General features: G+C 33.3%; 18 protein-coding genes. 9 read left to right on the plus strand and 9 right to left on the minus strand.

What is annotated here, in order from left to right:
• Positions 1–186 precede the first annotated feature (186 nt).
• From aroC to ACKC83_RS13880, 6 genes are all read left to right on the plus strand, one after another.
• On the plus strand, positions 187–1248 hold the full coding sequence (aroC, locus tag ACKC83_RS13855; protein ID WP_414034433.1) for a chorismate synthase: 1062 nt from the start codon (positions 187–189) through the stop codon (positions 1246–1248).
• 144 nt (positions 1249–1392) lie between these two features.
• Complete coding sequence (locus ACKC83_RS13860; protein ID WP_414034434.1) at positions 1393–2694, plus strand: dicarboxylate/amino acid:cation symporter; 1302 nt, start codon at positions 1393–1395, stop codon at positions 2692–2694.
• A 194-nt stretch (positions 2695–2888) separates the two neighbouring features.
• The gene (locus tag ACKC83_RS13865; protein ID WP_434035968.1) at positions 2889–3452 is read left to right on the plus strand and encodes a TetR/AcrR family transcriptional regulator; all 564 of its coding nucleotides are present in this window, start codon (positions 2889–2891) and stop codon (positions 3450–3452) included.
• Between the two features lie 61 nt (positions 3453–3513).
• Positions 3514–4071, plus strand: coding sequence for a carboxymuconolactone decarboxylase family protein (locus ACKC83_RS13870; protein WP_414034436.1), 558 nt, complete (start codon positions 3514–3516; stop codon positions 4069–4071).
• 84 nt (positions 4072–4155) lie between these two features.
• A complete protein-coding gene (locus ACKC83_RS13875; RefSeq protein ID WP_434035969.1) occupies positions 4156–4470 on the plus strand; it encodes an EthD family reductase in 315 nt (104 codons plus the stop codon).
• A 2-nt stretch (positions 4471–4472) separates the two neighbouring features.
• Positions 4473–5120, plus strand: coding sequence for a DsbA family oxidoreductase (locus ACKC83_RS13880; protein ID WP_434035970.1), 648 nt, complete (start codon positions 4473–4475; stop codon positions 5118–5120).
• An 82-nt stretch (positions 5121–5202) separates the two neighbouring features.
• Here ACKC83_RS13880 and ACKC83_RS13885 read toward each other — a convergent pair whose 3' ends face one another.
• From ACKC83_RS13885 to ACKC83_RS13905, 5 genes are all read right to left on the minus strand, one after another.
• Positions 5203–5877 carry a hypothetical protein gene (locus ACKC83_RS13885; RefSeq protein WP_414034439.1) on the minus strand — a complete coding sequence of 225 codons (675 nt, stop codon included), beginning with the start codon at positions 5875–5877 and terminating at the stop codon, positions 5203–5205.
• Positions 5878–5966: 89 nt separating this feature from the next.
• The gene (locus tag ACKC83_RS13890) at positions 5967–6383 is read right to left on the minus strand and encodes a thiol-disulfide oxidoreductase DCC family protein (RefSeq protein WP_434035971.1); all 417 of its coding nucleotides are present in this window, start codon (positions 6381–6383) and stop codon (positions 5967–5969) included.
• Between the two features lie 28 nt (positions 6384–6411).
• Positions 6412–7143: a DUF3575 domain-containing protein gene (locus tag ACKC83_RS13895; RefSeq protein ID WP_434035972.1), complete on the minus strand. Its 732-nt coding sequence runs from the start codon at positions 7141–7143 to the stop codon at positions 6412–6414.
• A gap of 62 nt (positions 7144–7205) precedes the next feature.
• Positions 7206–9371 (minus strand): endonuclease MutS2, encoded by a 2166-nt coding sequence (locus ACKC83_RS13900; RefSeq protein WP_434035973.1) that lies wholly within the window; start codon positions 9369–9371, stop codon positions 7206–7208.
• Between the two features lie 59 nt (positions 9372–9430).
• The gene (locus tag ACKC83_RS13905; protein ID WP_434035974.1) at positions 9431–10936 is read right to left on the minus strand and encodes a YfcC family protein; all 1506 of its coding nucleotides are present in this window, start codon (positions 10934–10936) and stop codon (positions 9431–9433) included.
• 68 nt (positions 10937–11004) lie between these two features.
• On the opposite strand from ACKC83_RS13905, the gene ACKC83_RS13910 reads away from it, so the two are divergent.
• Positions 11005–11670, plus strand: coding sequence for a uracil-DNA glycosylase (locus ACKC83_RS13910; protein ID WP_434035975.1), 666 nt, complete (start codon positions 11005–11007; stop codon positions 11668–11670).
• 309 nt (positions 11671–11979) lie between these two features.
• On the opposite strand, the gene ACKC83_RS13915 is transcribed toward ACKC83_RS13910, so the two are convergent.
• The 4 genes from ACKC83_RS13915 to ACKC83_RS13930 are packed head-to-tail and all read right to left on the minus strand — an operon-like array spanning position 11980 to position 15086.
• Positions 11980–12855: a nucleoside phosphorylase gene (locus tag ACKC83_RS13915; protein WP_434035976.1), complete on the minus strand. Its 876-nt coding sequence runs from the start codon at positions 12853–12855 to the stop codon at positions 11980–11982.
• A complete protein-coding gene (locus ACKC83_RS13920; protein WP_414034446.1) occupies positions 12845–13816 on the minus strand; it encodes a DUF1835 domain-containing protein in 972 nt (323 codons plus the stop codon). The genes ACKC83_RS13915 and ACKC83_RS13920 overlap by 11 nt, the downstream gene beginning before the upstream one ends.
• Positions 13794–14120 carry a translation initiation factor gene (locus tag ACKC83_RS13925; RefSeq protein WP_434035977.1) on the minus strand — a complete coding sequence of 109 codons (327 nt, stop codon included), beginning with the start codon at positions 14118–14120 and terminating at the stop codon, positions 13794–13796. The genes ACKC83_RS13920 and ACKC83_RS13925 overlap by 23 nt, the downstream gene beginning before the upstream one ends.
• Positions 14121–14135: 15 nt before the next feature.
• On the minus strand, positions 14136–15086 hold the full coding sequence (locus ACKC83_RS13930; protein WP_434035978.1) for an isopenicillin N synthase family dioxygenase: 951 nt from the start codon (positions 15084–15086) through the stop codon (positions 14136–14138).
• Between the two features lie 254 nt (positions 15087–15340).
• Here ACKC83_RS13930 and ACKC83_RS13935 point away from each other — a divergent pair, with 254 nt between their 5' ends.
• Both ACKC83_RS13935 and ACKC83_RS13940 read left to right on the plus strand, forming a co-directional pair.
• On the plus strand, positions 15341–17497 hold the full coding sequence (locus ACKC83_RS13935; RefSeq protein WP_434035979.1) for a S9 family peptidase: 2157 nt from the start codon (positions 15341–15343) through the stop codon (positions 17495–17497).
• 268 nt (positions 17498–17765) lie between these two features.
• Positions 17766–18464 carry a hypothetical protein gene (locus ACKC83_RS13940; protein WP_434035980.1) on the plus strand — a complete coding sequence of 233 codons (699 nt, stop codon included), beginning with the start codon at positions 17766–17768 and terminating at the stop codon, positions 18462–18464.
• Positions 18465–18568: the final 104 nt, after the last annotated feature.

The following is an 18568-nucleotide window of genomic DNA, read 5'->3' on the forward strand; positions in this document are numbered from 1 at the left end:
TTAAGTATTGTTTTAAACAAATAACACAAACACATGTTACTTTAACTTAAACTCCTAATTAATTAATAAATAGGTTTTTGTAAAATTAATGTTACCCATTTAAATACAGTTAATTTCGCAATTCCTAACATTCTATTTTATTATTCATAATAATACAGTTAAATTAGCAAAAAAATACAGGTTGTTATGGCAGGAAATTCCTTCGGAAAAATTTTTAAACTCACTACTTTTGGTGAATCTCATGGTGTTGCATTAGGTGGTGTAATAGATGGGTGCCCAGCTGGGATTACTATAGATTTTGATGCCATTCAGAATGAAATGAATCGTAGAAAACCAGGCCAATCTGCAATAGTTACGCAACGAAAAGAACCAGATGAAGTTAAATTTTTATCAGGTATTTTTGAAGGTAAAACCACAGGAACTTCAATAGGCTTTATTATTGAAAATTCAAATCAGAAGTCTCACGATTACTCACATATAAAAGATTCTTTCCGTCCGTCGCATGCCGATTATGTTTACGAAAAGAAATACGGTGTTCGCGATTATAGAGGTGGTGGAAGAAGTTCTGCAAGAGAAACAGCGTGTCGTGTTGTCGCGGGTGCTGTGGCAAAGCAATTTTTAAATCAGATCGAAATTCATGCCTTTACATCTTCAGTAGGAGATATCTTTATGGAAAAACCATATCAAGATATCGATTTTAAAGATATTGAAAGTAACATAGTTCGTTGTCCTGATACTGAAACTGCAGATAAAATGATTTCTAAAATTAAGGAAATTAGAAAAGCTGGAGATACTATTGGAGGAACGGTGACTTGTGTGATTAAAAATGTCCCTGTGGGGTTAGGAGAACCTGTTTTCGATAAATTACACGCAGAATTAGGAAAAGCAATGTTATCTATTAACGCTGTAAAAGGCTTTGAATACGGTAGCGGTTTTTGTGGTGCAAAGATGAAAGGGAGTGAGCATAACGATTTATATAATACAGACGGTACCACTAAAACAAATCTTTCAGGAGGAATTCAGGGAGGTATAAGTAACGGTATGGATATATACTTTAGAGTTGCTTTTAAACCTGTGGCTACCATTATGCAAACACAAGATACTATCGATAAAGATGGTAATATTGTAAAAATGGAAGGCAAAGGAAGACACGATCCTTGTGTTGTACCAAGAGCTGTACCTATTGTAGAGGCAATGGCAGCATTAGTATTAGCAGATTACTTTTTACTAGATAAAACATATCAATAAAATTAATACATAAATTTGTTTAAGGTTTTCTATTAGAATTCATAAATCGATATACTGTCGATTAAAATTCTAATAGAAAACCTTTTATTTTTTTACGCAAACGGCTAACTTAACCAACAATATAAAAAACACGATAATTTTACTATGAAGAAACTCGCATTGCATTGGCAAATATTATTAGGAATGATTTTAGGCGTTGTGTTCGCTTTAATTATGACACAATTTGAATGGGGAAGTACATTTGTTAGCAAATGGATAAAGCCATTCGGAAACATGTTTATTAGTGCTTTAAAATTAATAGCAGTTCCGTTAATACTAGGGTCTTTAATAAAAGGAGTTTCAGATTTAAAAGACATTTCCAAACTTTCTCTAATGGGTGGACGTACCATTGGAATTTATATTTTCACCACATTAATTGCTGTTACCATAGGTTTAGGCATTGTTAATATTATTAAACCGGGACATTCCATATCTGAAGAAACCAGACTGCAATTAGTAGAAAGTTATAAAGGAGATGCCGATTCTAAAATTGCCGCAGCAGCGAAACAAAAAGAAGCAGGACCTTTACAGGCATTAGAAGATATTGTACCGAGTAACATCTTTCAAGCAGCTAGCGATAACGGTAATATGTTACAAGTTATCTTTTTTGCTATATTTTTTGGAGTCGGTTTAATCTTAATTCCAGAAGAACAATCTAAACCCGTTAAAGATTTTTTCGATGGTTTTAACGAAGTCATTTTAAAACTTATCGATATCATTATGTTAGTGGCGCCATTTGGTGTATTTGCCTTACTTGCCGCTTTAATTGTAGAAGCACCTAGTACAGATTTATTTAAAGCGCTTAGTTGGTATGCGTTAAGTGTGGTTTTAGGATTAGCACTGATGATGTTGGTATATGCTGGAATCGTTTATCTGTTCACAAAAAAGACACCTACATTCTTTTTTAACGGGATTTCACCGGCGCAGCTTTTGGCTTTTTCAACAAGTAGTAGTGCGGCTACCTTACCGCTAACTATGGAGCGTGTTGAAGAACATTTAGGGGTAGAAGAAGAAGTTGCTAGTTTTGTATTGCCTATTGGTGCAACTATAAATATGGATGGTACTAGTTTGTATCAAGCTGTTGCGGCTGTTTTTATAGCTCAAGCCTTTGGAATGGATTTAAGTTTAAGTGCACAATTAGGAATTATAGCTACAGCGACTTTGGCCTCTATAGGAAGCGCTGCTGTACCTGGAGCAGGAATGGTTATGTTAGTTATAGTGTTAGCACAAGCGGGTATACCGGAAGCTGGTTTAGCACTTATTTTCGCTGTAGATAGACCTTTGGATATGTGTCGTACTACGGTAAATATTACTGGAGACGCTGCAGTTTCTATGTTAGTTGCTAAATCTGTAGGAAAACTTGGTGAACCAAAAGAAAAGCATTGGGATGATAATTATAAGAAATAATCTTTATTAAATATTTTGTATAAATAGATGACTTTAAGCTTATTATGAATCGTTATTTAAATAATGTGTTTAGTTAATTTTAAAACTGTAATCTATATAATAAGTATTAACCTTTCAACTTAGTTTCTAAATGAAAGGTTAATTTTTTGGTTATAACTAAACGATTGGTTAGTTTTGTACTGTATTTAGAAATTATGGCTAGAAGAAAAGAATATATTGAAGAAGAAGTTATCGAAAAAGCGATGCATGTCTTTTGGCGTAATGGTTATGAAACCACCTCTATGCAGATGCTTGAAAAGGAAATGGGTATAAATAAATTTTCAATCTATTCAAGTTTTGGAAGTAAAAATGGTTTGTTCCTTGAAAGTGTTAAGTGTTATAAAAAGAAATTAAATAAACTGATAGGTATTTTAAAATCCTCGACTAAAGGTATTGAAGGCTTAAAAGATTACTTTAAAGACTTTATAATATTTAGTAAAGATAATGAAATCGGCAGAGGGTGTTTAATTACAAATACAGCAAATGAGGTTTGCGAGAGTACCGATGAAGACATTAAAAAGGTTTTAGGAACCTTTACTAACGAAGTTAGAGATGTATTTAAATCTGTTTTAGCTCAGGACAAAACTAAAGAGGAATCCACTTTAGAAGCACAAGCCGATTATTTATTAATAGCTATGATTGGTTTATCATCTGCTTCTAAATTATTTAATAGCGTACAATTAGATCATTATATAGAACACGTTTTTAAAAACGTTTAATATTTTTTTACAACATAACTAAATGATTGTTTAGTTATAAATAACTTTAAAATAAAACATTATGACAACATTAAAAATCCAGAATAAAGAGACAGCACCAAAAGAAAGCATTGCTTTATTAGAAAAATCAGAAAAAGCTAACGGAATGATTCCAGGCTTACATGGGGTATTAGCAGGTTCTCCTCAATTATTTGAGGCTTACCAAACGCTACACGAATTATTTTCTAATTCGTCTTTCAATAAAGAAGAATTAACCGTTGTTTGGCAAACGATTAACGTTGAGCACGCTTGTCATTATTGTGTTCCTGCACATACAGGAATTGCTAAAATGATGAAGGTGGATGACGCTATTACTGAAGCCCTACGTAACGAAACACCTTTAGAAGATGCTAAATTAGAAGCTTTACGTACGTTAACATTAGCTATGGTTCGTAATCGCGGACATGTATCTCAAGAAGAATTAGAAGCGTTTTATGCTGCAGGTTACGGAGAAAGACAAGTGCTAGATATTATTTTAGGACTATCTCAAAAAGTAATTAGTAATTATACAAATCATGTAGCAAACACACCAGTAGATGCTCCATTCCAAAAATTTGCTTGGTCTAAAGAAAATGAGTAACCTCCCACGTTACCATTAACTAGTAGCTTGTGCACCTTTTGTATTTTTACAGAAGGTGTACTAATTTTATAAAAACATGAAATTATGATAAAAGTATCTGTAATGTATCCAAACACCAAAGATGTTAAGTTTGATACAACGTATTATAAAAACACTCATTTACCAATGGTTTCTAAAGCGTGTGGTGATGCTTTAAAAGGTATAGAGTTAGATTTGGGCCTAGTAGGTAGAACGCCAAACGAACCGGCTCCATACATTGCGATTGCACATTTGTTATTTGAAAATTTAGTATCTTTTCAAAAGGCTTTCGGGCCAAATGCCGAAACTTTTGCGGCCGATTTAAAGAACTACTCTAATGTTAAGGGAGAACTTCAAATAAGTGAACTTATAAAATTTTGAATATGAAAGATAAATTGAAAATAGATATAGTGTCCGATGTTGTATGCCCGTGGTGTACTATTGGATATAAAAGTTTGGAAAAAGCGATTTCAGAGTTGGGCATTCAAGATCAGGTAGAGATTGAATGGCAACCTTTTGAACTGAATCCGAATATGCCAGTTGAAGGTCAGGATTTAACAGAGCATATTGAGGAAAAATATGGATTGTCTTTAGAACAACAGAAAGAATCTCAGCAACACATGAAAGATGCTGGTGACGATCTTGGTTTTACCTTCGATTATTTCGATGGATTTAAGATGGTTAATACTTTCGAAGGACACGTGTTATTAGAATACGCACATAAATTTGGTAAACAAACTGAATTAAAAATGCGACTAATGACCGCGTTTTTTAGCGAGCGACAAGATGTATCGGATAGATCAATTCTAAAACAAGCCTTATTAGATGTTGGCTTAAATGCAGAAGAAGGTTTAGCCTTGTTAGATAATAAAGAAGCTCGAGAAGAGGTAAAGAGTAAAGAATTGTATTGGCAACAAATGGGAATATCTTCTGTGCCTACTATTGTATTTAATAGAAAGAGTGCGGTTACAGGAGCACAACCGGTAGATGTATTTAAAAATGTATTACAAGAACTTTTAGAGACATCTTAAAGGATTTATAACTTATTTTAAAACGTAAAAAAGCCTCATATAAAAATATATGAGGCTTTTTTAATATTAAGTACACTTCAATTTACTTTAAAGCTTTTTCTATTTTATCTGCGTATTCAGCAGCGTTTTTACTTACACTACTTGGATCTTCAATACTAGAAGTCACAACAGCTACAAGTTGTTTACCTTCTTCTGCATCTAAATTATAAGCTACAGTTTCTAAAACAAATGTTTTAACTGTTCTCGTTGTAGATGTTGCTGGCATATAGCTTCCAACACCAACGTATCCCATTGGGTGACCATAATAACCACCAAAACCACCGTAGTAACCAGGATACATTCCGTACATACCACCCATAGTTCCTCCAGCGTAATAACCACCATCGGTTGTAGTTTGTTGTTGTTCAGAATAATCTTTAATAACACTTAATACCACACCATCATATCCTTCTCTTTTAATAGTTTCAGCAAGAGCTTCAGTCTGTGTTTGATCTAATTTCTTGTCAGGCTCTATATGAGGCATTTCTTTGAAACTTTCTGTTGCTTTATAACCTTTCGCACGTAAATGGCTTGCAATCTCTTGTTCGAAAGCAATACGCGCTTGGTTATTATCTGTTCTTGCAATTACAAGAATGTTTTTATCTTTTATAGAAGATACATTATCTGCTTTCCAAGAGTCTAAAACTTTAACACTAGAACAACTACTTAAAACTAAAGTAATCATAAGTATTAAAAGTGAGTAATTTGATGTTTTCATAAAGTGTATTATTATTTATTTATATAAGATTTCAAAAGTAAATGGTTAAAAGTTGATTTGAAAGAAAAAACAATGATTAAGTTGTTAAATTATTCAAAAAACTTAGCTTTCAAGGCTTTAGTAGGTATCATACAGTCGTCTTTTTTACCATACCAACGGTATCTGTTCTTAGCGATATAATCGTAAATAACGTCTCTTATCCCTTTAGGAACGATTAAAAATATACCTAATACATTTATCGGGAAATTTAATTGGGTGGCGATTCTTAACGCCGCACTAGATTTTGTGTATAATTTATGGTCAGGTGTATATAGTAAAATAGAGTCCGTTTTACTGGTATCAATTTTAAAAGATTTTAGTATTGGTTTAGCTGTTTCACCTTGTAATGTAGTAAATTTAAAGATGTTTTTTTTATCGTGTCTAATTACAAATTGAACGGAATTATCGCATAAATTACAAACACCATCAAAAAGAACTAGTTTTTCGTTTTTAGCTAATGTTGTCATTATAATGTGATTAAAATTTTAGTTAGATTTAAAATGTATAGCCTAATGCAATACCATATCTAAAGGAAAATGCAGAAAACTGAGATCGTCTATTCACTTCTGATAATCTGAAATCTGAATTTATAAAGTCTAAGATACTGTAATTTTCTAGTGCTTCATTAAAATCATCATAAAACTCATTAGGCAAATCCTTTTCATTTTTAAATTTAAATTTATAGTGTCCAGATCCAGGGCCTGCAATCATAAAATCTATAGTAAAGTGTTTAGAAATAGGTAGTTTATAACCTACCATTAATCCGGCAGAGGCAATGCTAACACTAGTGTCGAATTCGAAATCATAAAGCTGATTATTGGAATTATTGTAGGTTCCTTCAACTTGACTTTTATACATAGAATACTTAAAATAGGCTCCCAAGTAAAATCCTGTTAGCATTTTTTTAGACGTCTGTCTTAAATAATAGCGTACTTCTGGGACAATTTGGTATCCTGTATAGAAAATTTCGTCGGTTTTAACTTTATTACCATCAAGCCCAGAAATTTTAACTAAACCTTCCTTTCCTTTATAGGCAAGCCCTAATGTAGCTGTAAAATTATTCCAAAGATAGCGTTCGTAAGACAGTTGGTATACGCCATTTATTAATTGTGGTAATTCTAAAGAGACTTCGTTCTTGTAATTGGTATTAAAGTCTGGATTACCTTTTTGGGAATACCCTAGTGTTACGACAAATAAAAGTAGAATGGGGATATATATGTTTCTCATGATGCGCTGGTTAGAGTCTTTAAATTACAAAATATCTATGTAATATGCATATAGGTTTTTAGCTATTTTTTAGCTTCAACAAGTTCTAATTGATCTAGGTTTACATTAGTTGTGAAAATACCATAATTTACAATGGCCTTAGTTTTCTCTATTTTATCGATGCTTCCAATAGATTTTCCATCAATCATACGCACGCGATCACCTAATTTTAAAGTCACTTTTGGTTTTGGAGCCTCAATTGCTTTTTGTTTCGCAATCTTTTTCTTTTGTCGGATTACCTCAACTTTCTTTTCAGCTTCTTCAACCACTTTTTTCTCTTTGGCTTTCTGAACTTTTTTCTGCTTTACAGTAACGCGCTTTCGTTTAGAGTTTTCAATCTGAACCACTTTAAATACTTCGTCTAACATTTCCTTCTTACGTTTATTCTCGAAGTACTTTTCTGAAATATCATTTAGTTTCTGACCTAAATAAATTAATCGCTGATTGCTGTCGTAAAGCTCCTGATAGCTTTCTAGTTTCTTTTGAATTTTAGTGTTAATCTCCTCTAATTTTTCGGCTTCAGAAAGCTTTTTCTGTTCATTAACTTTAAGTGAACGTTCTGTTTTTTCTAATTTATTACGCTCTTTTTGCAGTTTCGCAATAGTGGCATCAAAACGCACTTTACTACCTTCAATTTTCTTTTTTGCCTTGTTAATTAGGCTATATGGAATCCCATTTTTCTGAGCGACTTCAAATGTAAACGAACTTCCTGCTTGTCCTAAGACCAATTTAAAAATAGGCTCTAAAGTCTTATTATTAAATTGCATATTGGCGTTTTGCATATATGGCAATTCATTTGCAAGAATCTTTAAGTTGGAGTAGTGGGTAGTAATAATACCATACGCTTCACGCTCGTAGAATTCTTCTAAAAACGACTCTGCAAGCGCGCCTCCCAATTCTGGATCCGAACCAGTTCCGAATTCATCAATTAAAAAGAGGGTTCTGCTATTGCATTTTTTAAGGAAATAGTTCATCTGCTTTAAGCGATAACTATAGGTACTTAAATGATTCTCTATAGATTGATTATCTCCAATATCACTTAACACACGTTCGAAAATATACGTTTTACTACGTTCGTGCACAGGAATTAACATCCCACTTTGTAACATAACTTGTAATAATCCTACGGTTTTTAGCGTAATACTTTTTCCTCCGGCATTAGGTCCAGAAATAACAATAATTCTATTTCCTTCGTTTAAAGTAATGGTCTGAGGGTAGGTTTCCTTTCCTTTTTTTGAGTTTGTTAAAAACAGTAAGGGATGGTAAGCATCGCGTAAAAACATACTGCGTTCTTCTGTAATTTCAGGAAGAATAGCGTTTAACGATTTTGCATATTGAGCTTTAGCAGCAATTAAATCTATATTAATTAAAAACGTCTGATAGTCTGATAATAACGTAGTATACGGACGAATAAAATTAGTTAGATCTTTAAGAATTTTTACAATTTCTTCTTTTTCCTCAAACTGCAAGTTGTGTAATTCTCTTGTGTATCTTAACGTCGCTTCAGGTTCTATAAAAACAATACTACCTGTTTTACTACTTCCCATAATAGACCCTTTAACTTTTCGTCTATACATGGCTTTAACGGCTAAAACTCGCTTGTTTTCTACAACAGATTCTCGAATATCATCTAAATAATCTAAACCTTGGTACATGCTTAAAGCCGAAGTGAAACTTTGATTTATTTGGCCTTTAAGCTTATTCATAACCTGTCTTATCTCATAGAGTAGCGGTGATGCGTTATTCTTTATTTCTCCAAACCGATCTACAATAGTATTTATTTTTTCAATAAGGACTTTTGTAATTTCAATATGTGAAGCACTTTCGTATAAATTAGGATAGTATTCTTTAAACTTTTTTAGAAAGACAATGATTTCATTGGTCGCCTGAGAAATTGCAACAATCTTTTTTAAACTATGAACTTCTAAATAGGTGTTTTCAATTTTAAGCAGTTTGAGCTCCTTAATAATATCGTCGAAACCATGATTAGGAATACGGTTGTCGTTATCGTAAGACGACACATATTCATGTGTTAACTGAAGCTCGCGCAAGACGTCTTCTTTATGTTTAAAAGGTGAAATTTCTAGGGCCGCATTGTGTCCTAAGCCAGTGATGCAATATTCACTTACTTGTTCTAATACCGTTTGAAATTCTAAATCTTGTAATGTTTTTTTGTGAATGTTTATCATCCTAAATTTTGAAACTTTTTAAAGACAACAAATTTAAGGAAATAAAAAGGTTAAAGCCTCTAAATGTAGACTGAAATTGTTAATACTATCATGATGAAAATTAGTAGTATTCCAACCAACGGCATCACAAAGCGTAACCATTTATCGAAACCTATTTTAACGATCGCTAAAGAGGCTAAAATTAAACCTGTCGGATTAATAAGTGCAAATAGCCCCATTCCAAATTGATACGCGTTCACAACCAAATCACGCCCAATGCCAACACCATCGGCTAAAGGAGCCATTATTGGCATGGTTAAAACGGCCATTCCTGAAGATGAAGGAATAAAAAATGAAAGTCCGCTGTATATATAAAGCATCGCATTTATAAAAACACCTTTATTCATTCCTTCTGTTAACGAACTGGCGTAAAACAAAAGGGAATCACTAATTAAACCATCTTCCATTAAAACCGTAACCCCACGAGCTATACCAATAATAAAAGCTACACCAAGTAAATCGTTCGCGCCTTTTATAAAAGTATCTACGAATGTCGCTTCTTTAATTCTCGCAATAACACCGATTAATATAGCACCCACTAAAAAAACAGTGGTCATTTCTAAAAACCACCAATCCAGTTGAGATACGCCATAAATCATAACCACGAAGCATAAGGAAAATACAATTAATATTAGTTTGTATTTAGTGGTAAGCGTTGTAGCGGTATCTAAATTTGTTAACGGAAATCGGACTTCAATATCTTGTTTTTGGTCGAAAATTATAGACTTAGACGGATTATTTTTTACACGTTGTGCATACCGAATAATGTATATTAAACAGATGATTAATCCTAAAACAAACACGATCAGGCGGGTTGTTAATCCAGTTGTCCAATTAATTCCAGCCGCATCTGAAGCTATTATTGTACAAAACGGATTCACTGTAGATGCTAAAGTACCAATACACGAACCTACATATATAGAGGCTAAGGCAACCATGGCATCGTATTTAGCAGCGAGGAAAACCGGAATAAGAATAGGGTAGAAGGCTATAGTTTCTTCTGCGAGACCAAATGTTGTACCGCCAATAGCAATTAAAAATGTAATTACTATGATTAAAATATATTCTCGACCCTGCAGAGATTTTGCTAGTGACGAGATTCCAGCTTCAAAAGCACCACTAAAATTCATAATGCCAATAAAGCCTCCAATAATCAATACAAATAGAATAACGTCTATAGCCTCCATAATACCTTTAATAGGCGATTGTATAAAAGCCATTACACCTTGCGGTTGGGCATCTAAAGTATGGTATGTATTAGGAATTCCTATGGGTTTCCAAATGTCACCATTTGTAAATTTTTCGATGGGTATTTTAATATCGAAGTGCTCTAAGGTTTCTTGAGTTGCAGGAAGCACTAAAGTTTCCGATTTTTTTTCTTGAGTAAAGGTATTAGAATCGGAGTTGTATGTTAATCTATCGTATTTTCCCGCTGGAATAATATAAGTTAATAACGCTACTACACCAGCAATTATTAGTAAAACAGTTAGTGCAGTTGGGAATTTAATGGCTCTTAGTGAAGACATTTTTTTCGAATTTTATAAGCCGAAAGATAATACTATTTTTAAATTTGAACTTTCAAACCCCTGTATAAATGTCTAAAAACATAAATCCCGATTGGAGCCCTATTTTAAACCCTGAATTCGAGAAGCCTTACTTTAAAGGTTTATGGAATTTTGTTGAAGAAGAATATAATGCTGCGGTTTGCTATCCGCCAAAATCAGAACTATTTAATGCTTTTAATTCATGTGCTTACAACGATTTAAAAGTTGTGATTTTAGGTCAGGATCCGTATCATGGCCAAGGACAAGCAAATGGTTTATGTTTTTCGGTTGCCGATGGCACACCACATCCTCCGTCTTTAAAAAATATTTTTAAGGAAATTGAATCGGATTTAGGGTTGGATTATCCCACAAGTGGAAATTTAGAGCGTTGGGCTAAGCAAGGCGTTTTACTGTTAAATGCTACGCTTACAGTTCGCGAACATGCACCCGCTAGTCATCAAAAACAAGGATGGGAAACCTTTACAGACCGTGTGATCTCTAAAATTAGTGACGAAAAAGAAAATATAGTGTTTTTACTATGGGGAGGTTATGCTAAGAAGAAATCAAAATTGATAGACACTAGCAAGCATTATATTTTAACTTCTGGTCATCCTTCTCCATTGAGTGCGAATAGAGGATATTGGTTTGGCAATAAACATTTTAGTAAAACTAACTCCCTGTTGGAGCAAAATAATTTTTCTCAGATTGCTTGGTAGTGGTTTCGCGAATCATTTTTATTTGTTTCTGCTTATCAACTGTATGGTCAGTTAATTTATTGCAACTAAAACATAATAAAAAAATATTTATGATTAAAAGAACCACTATAATTAATGAAATGGTTAGTAGCATAATTTAGTTTGTTAATCGTAAATAAACTTAATAATTAGTTTTAAAATAACCTAATTATTTACAGTCATAATTGAATAATATGTAATTATATTGACTGTCATGGCTTATATTCATAAATTTTATTAAAACTTTTGAGCTTTTATTACATTTAGAATAAAAACTTGAATGTAAGATTTCTATTTTAAGTTTAAAATTCTGTTTAGAGTATATGTGATAAGGCGTTCGACAAGTTGACCTGGATCGCGACTAAATTCTCCCGTTGCACGATTTGCAATAATTGCATTTAGAGATAAGGCGTTATGACCAAGTAGAGCCGACAAACCATAGATTGCAGCAGTTTCCATTTCAAAATTAACGACTTTTAATCCTTCAAAACTAAAAGAGTGTAACTTATCGTTTAAGTCTTCGTCCTGTATAGATAATCGTAAAACGCGTCCTTGTGGCCCATAGAATCCGCTCGCTGTAGCTGTAACTCCAGAACTGGTTTCTTCCGAGGTAAATAGCGCTTCTAAAGTTTTGCTATTCGTGAACAAGACAGGTAAGGATTTATTTGAATTCCATTGCGTATGTTCGACAAAAGCCGATTCGAAGGCTTTATGTCTAAAGTTTTCAATATTATAAAAATGAAGCATGCCAGAGAAATCTAATCCGTAGGCGCTAATAGCAAAAGAATCTACTGGAACTTCTTTTTGAAGGGATCCCGAAGTCCCAACGCGAATAATATTTAAACTCGTGATTTCTTTTTTAATGGTACGCGTCTCAAAATCGATGTTAACTAATGCATCTAATTCGTTTAAAACAATATCAATATTATCGCAACCAATACCTGTAGAAACTACACTTATTCGTTTGCCTTTATATAAACCTGTTTCAGTTTTAAACTCACGCTTCTGAATGGAATATTCAACCGAATCAAAATGCTTTGTAATTTTACTAACCCGATCTTGATCGCCTACTAAGATAATGGTATGCGCAATATGTTCTGGTTTTAAGTTTAAATGATAAACACTTCCGTCTGGATTTAATATTAATTCTGATTCTTTAATCGCCATAATTAACAGAGTTTACTAGCTTGTTTAGCTTTACATTAAAATTGAAATCTTTTTTCTTTACCCCACCATAAACCAAAGTATCTCTAATATCGTTTTCGTAATTAGCTTCAGCATTTAGGGCTTTTTTTCCATCATCATTCAGTGTTAAACTATGCTCTTCTTCCTTATAAAACATACTTAGCCTGTTTATTAAACGCTCGAACTGCATATCTCCATACCCATAAAATCCTTGGAAATTAAGGGCATAACCCATTAAATGATTTCTAGAATGTATGTCTCTGCGATCGATTATTCTAAGGATATTTAGTTCTAATTCGCTCAGGCCGTTCTCGGAATGAGGGAAACGTTGCAGGTGCGCTTTTAAACAATTACTAAGATATTCGAAAGAGGAATGTTTAACAATATAAGGTTTAATAAGGTTGTGATCTTTGCCGTTATATAATTGCCAGATGGTACGTGCTAAATCTTTATCGTCTGCCGTTAAGCGCACGCGAGCATCATAATGATCTGTGAGTTGAGACGAACTTAATTCTGCTAATCCTTTAAGTTCGTTAACTCCATGAATACGTCCACTACACACTAAAAATAAAGGTAGATTAATTTTCTTCTGAAGTAGTAAATTAATCACACCTATAAGATTAATATGACAAAACAAATCATACTCGAACCAAAGGATAATTTCAGTATAGTTTTCGATATTATCTAGAACACTAATGTCTTTTCGTACTTTGTCAAAGTCAACTTCGACATCGTAAAACTCCTTTAAAAAATTCATTCGAATATCTAAAAACTTATCCGAATTAATGTGTTCAATAGTTGGTCCTTCGCAAAGCATTTCTTCCCAAGTTAATATTTCGCCTTTAAACTCTAATGCGACTAAATACTTGGTCAGGACGCTTCCGTTAGTGATATGTAATGTTGTGTTTTGATCCATATAATTATCCTCCAACGCGTTTAACATTAAACCCTTTTTCTTTTAAGATGGACATAATTTTATCTCGATAATCACCTTGAATAATTATTTTGTCATCTTTAAAACTACCACCAACACTAAGTTCCTTTTTAAGATCTTTAGCTAATAATTTAAAATCTTCAGTAGCACCGGTATAGCCTTCTAAAATTGTAATAGGTTTCCCTTTTCGTTTTTCGTATTTACAAAGAATAGGATCGTCCTGAAGCCATAAGTTAGAATCTTTTTCTTCAGATTCTTGAGGCGTTTCTTCGTGTTCGGGAAATAAGTTTTTTAACTGATCTTTTAAATCCATAAGGACGGTACTGTTTTATTTCTTTATTAAACCTAATTCAACTAATCGCTCGTATAAATAGTCTCCAGCTGTAATATCATCAAATTGTTTTGGATGATTATCGTCTATACAATTCTCCAACACATTTAGTTTCATATCACTAATAGGATGCATAAAAAACGGAATAGAATAGCGCGATGTTCCCCATAATTCTTTTGGTGGATTAATCACTCTGTGTATAGTAGATTTTAATTTGTTATTGGTATGTCTAGATAACATATCACCAACATTTATCATAAGCTCATCAGGCTGGGCAATGGCATCTATCCACTCACCATCATTATTTTGCACTTGTAAACCACGACCTTGAGCACCCATTAAAAGAGTAATTAAATTTATATCGCCATGAGCGGCAGCACGCACAGCGGCTTTAGGCTCGGAAGTAATAGGCGGGTAGTGAATAGGTCTTAAAATTGAATTCCCATTTTTAATATAGGCATCAAAGTATGTTTCTTCTAAATCTAAGTAAAGCGCCAAAGCACGAAGTACATATTTAGCCGTTTTTTCCAACATTTTATAAGCTTCTTCGCCCACAGTATTAAACTTAGGAAGTTCTGAAACCATTACGTTTTTAGGATACTCGGCTTCCAGTTTGGCATCGTTTTCTACGTATTGACCAAAGTGCCAAAATTCTTTTAAATCGCCTTCTTTTTTGCCTTTGGCATGTTCTTTTCCAAAAGAGGTGTAACCACGCTGACCACCAATACCTTCAATTTCGTACGTATCTTTTTTCTCTTGAGGTAAGTCGAAAAAGTGTTTTATTTCCGAATATAAATCAGTTTCTAATTGCTCGTTTAAAAAATGACCTTTTAAAGCAACAAAACCAATGTCTTCGTATGCTCTTCCAATTTGATCTACAAACTGTTTTTTTTTTATGGGATCGTTAGATATAAAATCTCTTAAATCTACGCTAGGAATGCTATTCATATTTCTGAGTTATATTAGGCTAGATTTACAAATGTACAAAAAACAATGCGAGTTAAATTGAAACAATTTTGAGAAATTCGTAGTTTTTGAGAGATATTTTTGTGATATAATAGATTTAAAGGGGTTGACGATAAATACATAAATATAGTTTTCTTACTATGGTGTATGTGATTTTCAAGAAGATAATATGAATGAATTGATATATCGTGTTTAATTGTTTGTTATATTTATAACCCACTAACAACTAAATAGATATGAAATTCACTTATTACTTTTTAGCTTCGCTTTTTTTTCTAGGATGTAAATCAGATTACAAAAAAGCTTCAGAATCAAAAATCCAACCTCCAATAGCAAAAATTCAGGCCGAGGAACTAACTGTACACGGAGACACGCGTATTGACAATTACTTTTGGATGCGCTTATCCGACGAACAAAAAAATGCAACTACTCCAGATGCCCAAACTCAACATGTTATTGATTATCTAAATGCCGAAAACGATTACCTACATAAGGTTATGGGACATACAGATTCGCTTCAAACCGTTCTATTTGATGAAATAAAGGGGCGTATAAAGAAAGACGACGAATCGGTACCTGTGAATCACAATGGGTATTCCTATTATTCAAAGTTTAAGGAAGGCAATGATTATCCGTTGTACTGTCGTTCTAAACTAGGTACGGAAACGGAAGAAGTTATGCTAGACGGACCGGAATTATCTAAAGGTTTAACTTATTTTGAAATTGGAGCTCAAGCGGTTAGCCCAAACAATACATTATTGGCCTATGCTGTAGATACTATTTCTAGGAGACAATATACTGTGCGTTTTAAGAATTTAGGAACAGGCGATATGTTAGATGATGTCTTAGAAAATACCGATGGTAGCGCAGTATGGGCAAACGATAATAAAACCGTATTTTACACAACCAAGGATCCAGAAACCTTAAGAAGTAATAAAGTATTTAAGCACAAGCTAGGAGATACTCAGGATTTGGATGTTTTAGTTTACGAAGAAAAAGATGACACCTTTAGATGTGCTGTGTTTAAGTCTAAGTCGGAAGCTTTTATATTTATTGGTAGTTTTCAAACCCTTTCTAACGAGTACCAATATATGGATGCGAATATTCCAGATGGTGAACTAAAAGTGATTCAGCCAAGAGAAAAGCATTTAGAATATTATGTCGATCATTATGCGAATCATTTTTACATCAGAACAAATAAAGATGGTGCTAAAAACTTTAAAATTGTGGAAACTCCAATACATGCAACAACACAAGAAAATTGGGTCGATGTTATACCACATCGCGACGATGTTCTTTTAGAAGATTTCGATTTGTTTAAAGAATACTTGGTTATTACTGAACGTGAAAACGGTCTGCGTAAACTTAGAATTAGAAATTGGAATGGAAATGAGCATTATTTACCATTTAACGATCCAACATATTTAACGTATACCACATCTAATTTAGATTTTGATACCAATGTCTTAAGGTATAACTATTCGTCTTTAACGACACCTAACAGTACGTTTGAATATAATATGAAAACAAAAGAACAGGTATTATTAAAGCAAGAAGAAGTATTAGATTCTAATTTTAATCCAAACCTGTACGCTTCAGAACGTTTGTTTGCGACGGCCACCGATGGTACTAAAATTCCAATATCTTTGGTGTATAAAAAGGGCATTACCAAATCAGGAAATAATCCTCTGCTTTTATTAGGCTATGGCTCGTATGGTATTAGTATAGATGCCAATTTTAATTCGAGCAGATTAAGTCTTTTAGATCGCGGATTTATTTATGCTATTGCTCATGTTCGTGGCGGACAAGAAATGGGAAGAGACTGGTATGAAGATGGTAAGCTGTTAAATAAGAAAAACACATTTACAGATTTTATAGATTGCGCAGAATACCTAGTAGACGCTAATTATACATCTCCCGAACATTTATATGCCGAAGGCGGTAGTGCAGGAGGTTTGCTTATGGGAGCCATTGTAAATATGAAACCTAATTTATGGCACGGAGTTGTGGCCGCTGTGCCATTTGTAGATGTTGTTTCTACCATGTTAGATGAAACCATCCCGTTAACTACATTTGAATTTGATGAATGGGGAAACCCAAAAGATAGTATCTATTACGATTATATAAAATCCTATTCGCCTTACGATAATGTTGAAGCCAAATCGTATCCCAATATGCTTATAACTACTGGGTATTGGGATAGCCAAGTGCAATATTGGGAACCAGCAAAATGGATAGCGAAATTACGAGCTACTAAAACAGACGACAATTTGTTAATTATGGATTGTAATATGGATGTTGGACATGGTGGTGCCTCAGGCCGTTTTGAACGCTATAAAATACAAGCCTTGAAGTACGCCTTTTTATTAGATTTAGAAGGTGAAGCCCATTAAAAGTAGCACATACATAATATATAAGCGCCAGGATTTAAGTTCTGGCGTTTCTATATGTACTGTAATTTATGAGTTAGATGTAATATGTTACGATTAAAAACGGTTCTTGATAGTTGCTAAAAAGAGGATATAATAGAATCCTTAATCTTCATATTGTAATTAAAAGCATAAATAGTTGTGAAAACCCACCAAACCTTAACAAATTTTAGGAATGATTTTTGCTTACATTAAAAATTATAAATTATTTTTGAGCTGTATAAATATCCCTATGAAGTATCTTTTTTTATTTATTACTTTTCTGTGCCTCTCAACTACGGCTTGGTCGCAAATAGATTCAAGGCAGGGGAACTCTCTTTTAATACCAGCTATTGAAAGTGAGGAGGGGAAAGCTACAGAAGTACATAGTTTAGATATAAAACCTTTAGAAGCGCCTTCTTTAAATGAGTCTATTGATTCTGATAAAGTAAATGGTTTAACCGTTACCAAGCATCCGAGTTTAAATGTTAAAGAGGAATTCTCGATGTTTAATAAAAAGAAGTTCGGCAATCCAGCAGAACTTTTTCAAGATAATTTAGATAACCAATTGGTGATGCCGGATTCTGAAGCTGTAAATCCCGATGCAACGGGAAGTTTAGTCGATCAGTACTTTGGGGATTTTAAAACCACCTCAGGAACTGTTAATATAGTGTATAGAGATCATCAGGCATTCGATGGCGACCGCATTATGGTATTTGTAAACGACGATATTATTAAATCTAATGTATTGCTAACAAATGGCTTTAGTGGCTTTACTTTCGAGTTGCAACCTGGACTTAATAAAATCGATTTTCAAGCTCTGAATACTGGAAGTTCTGGGCCTAATACTGCCCAGTTTAAAGTATTAGACGAAGATGGTAACTACATATCAGGAAATACTTGGAACTTAGCTAAAGGGGTTAAAGGGTCTATTATTATAGTAAAGGAGTAATATAATAACTTCAAAAAAATACTTCATATTTTTCATTAAAAGATAGGGCTTAACTATTTATTAAAATAGTTTTTTGTCTAGTGTTTATCAAATCCAAATACTTA

This window comes from Formosa bonchosmolovskayae (genome assembly GCF_051016085.1).
In the GTDB taxonomy this organism is placed as follows: domain Bacteria; phylum Bacteroidota; class Bacteroidia; order Flavobacteriales; family Flavobacteriaceae; genus Formosa.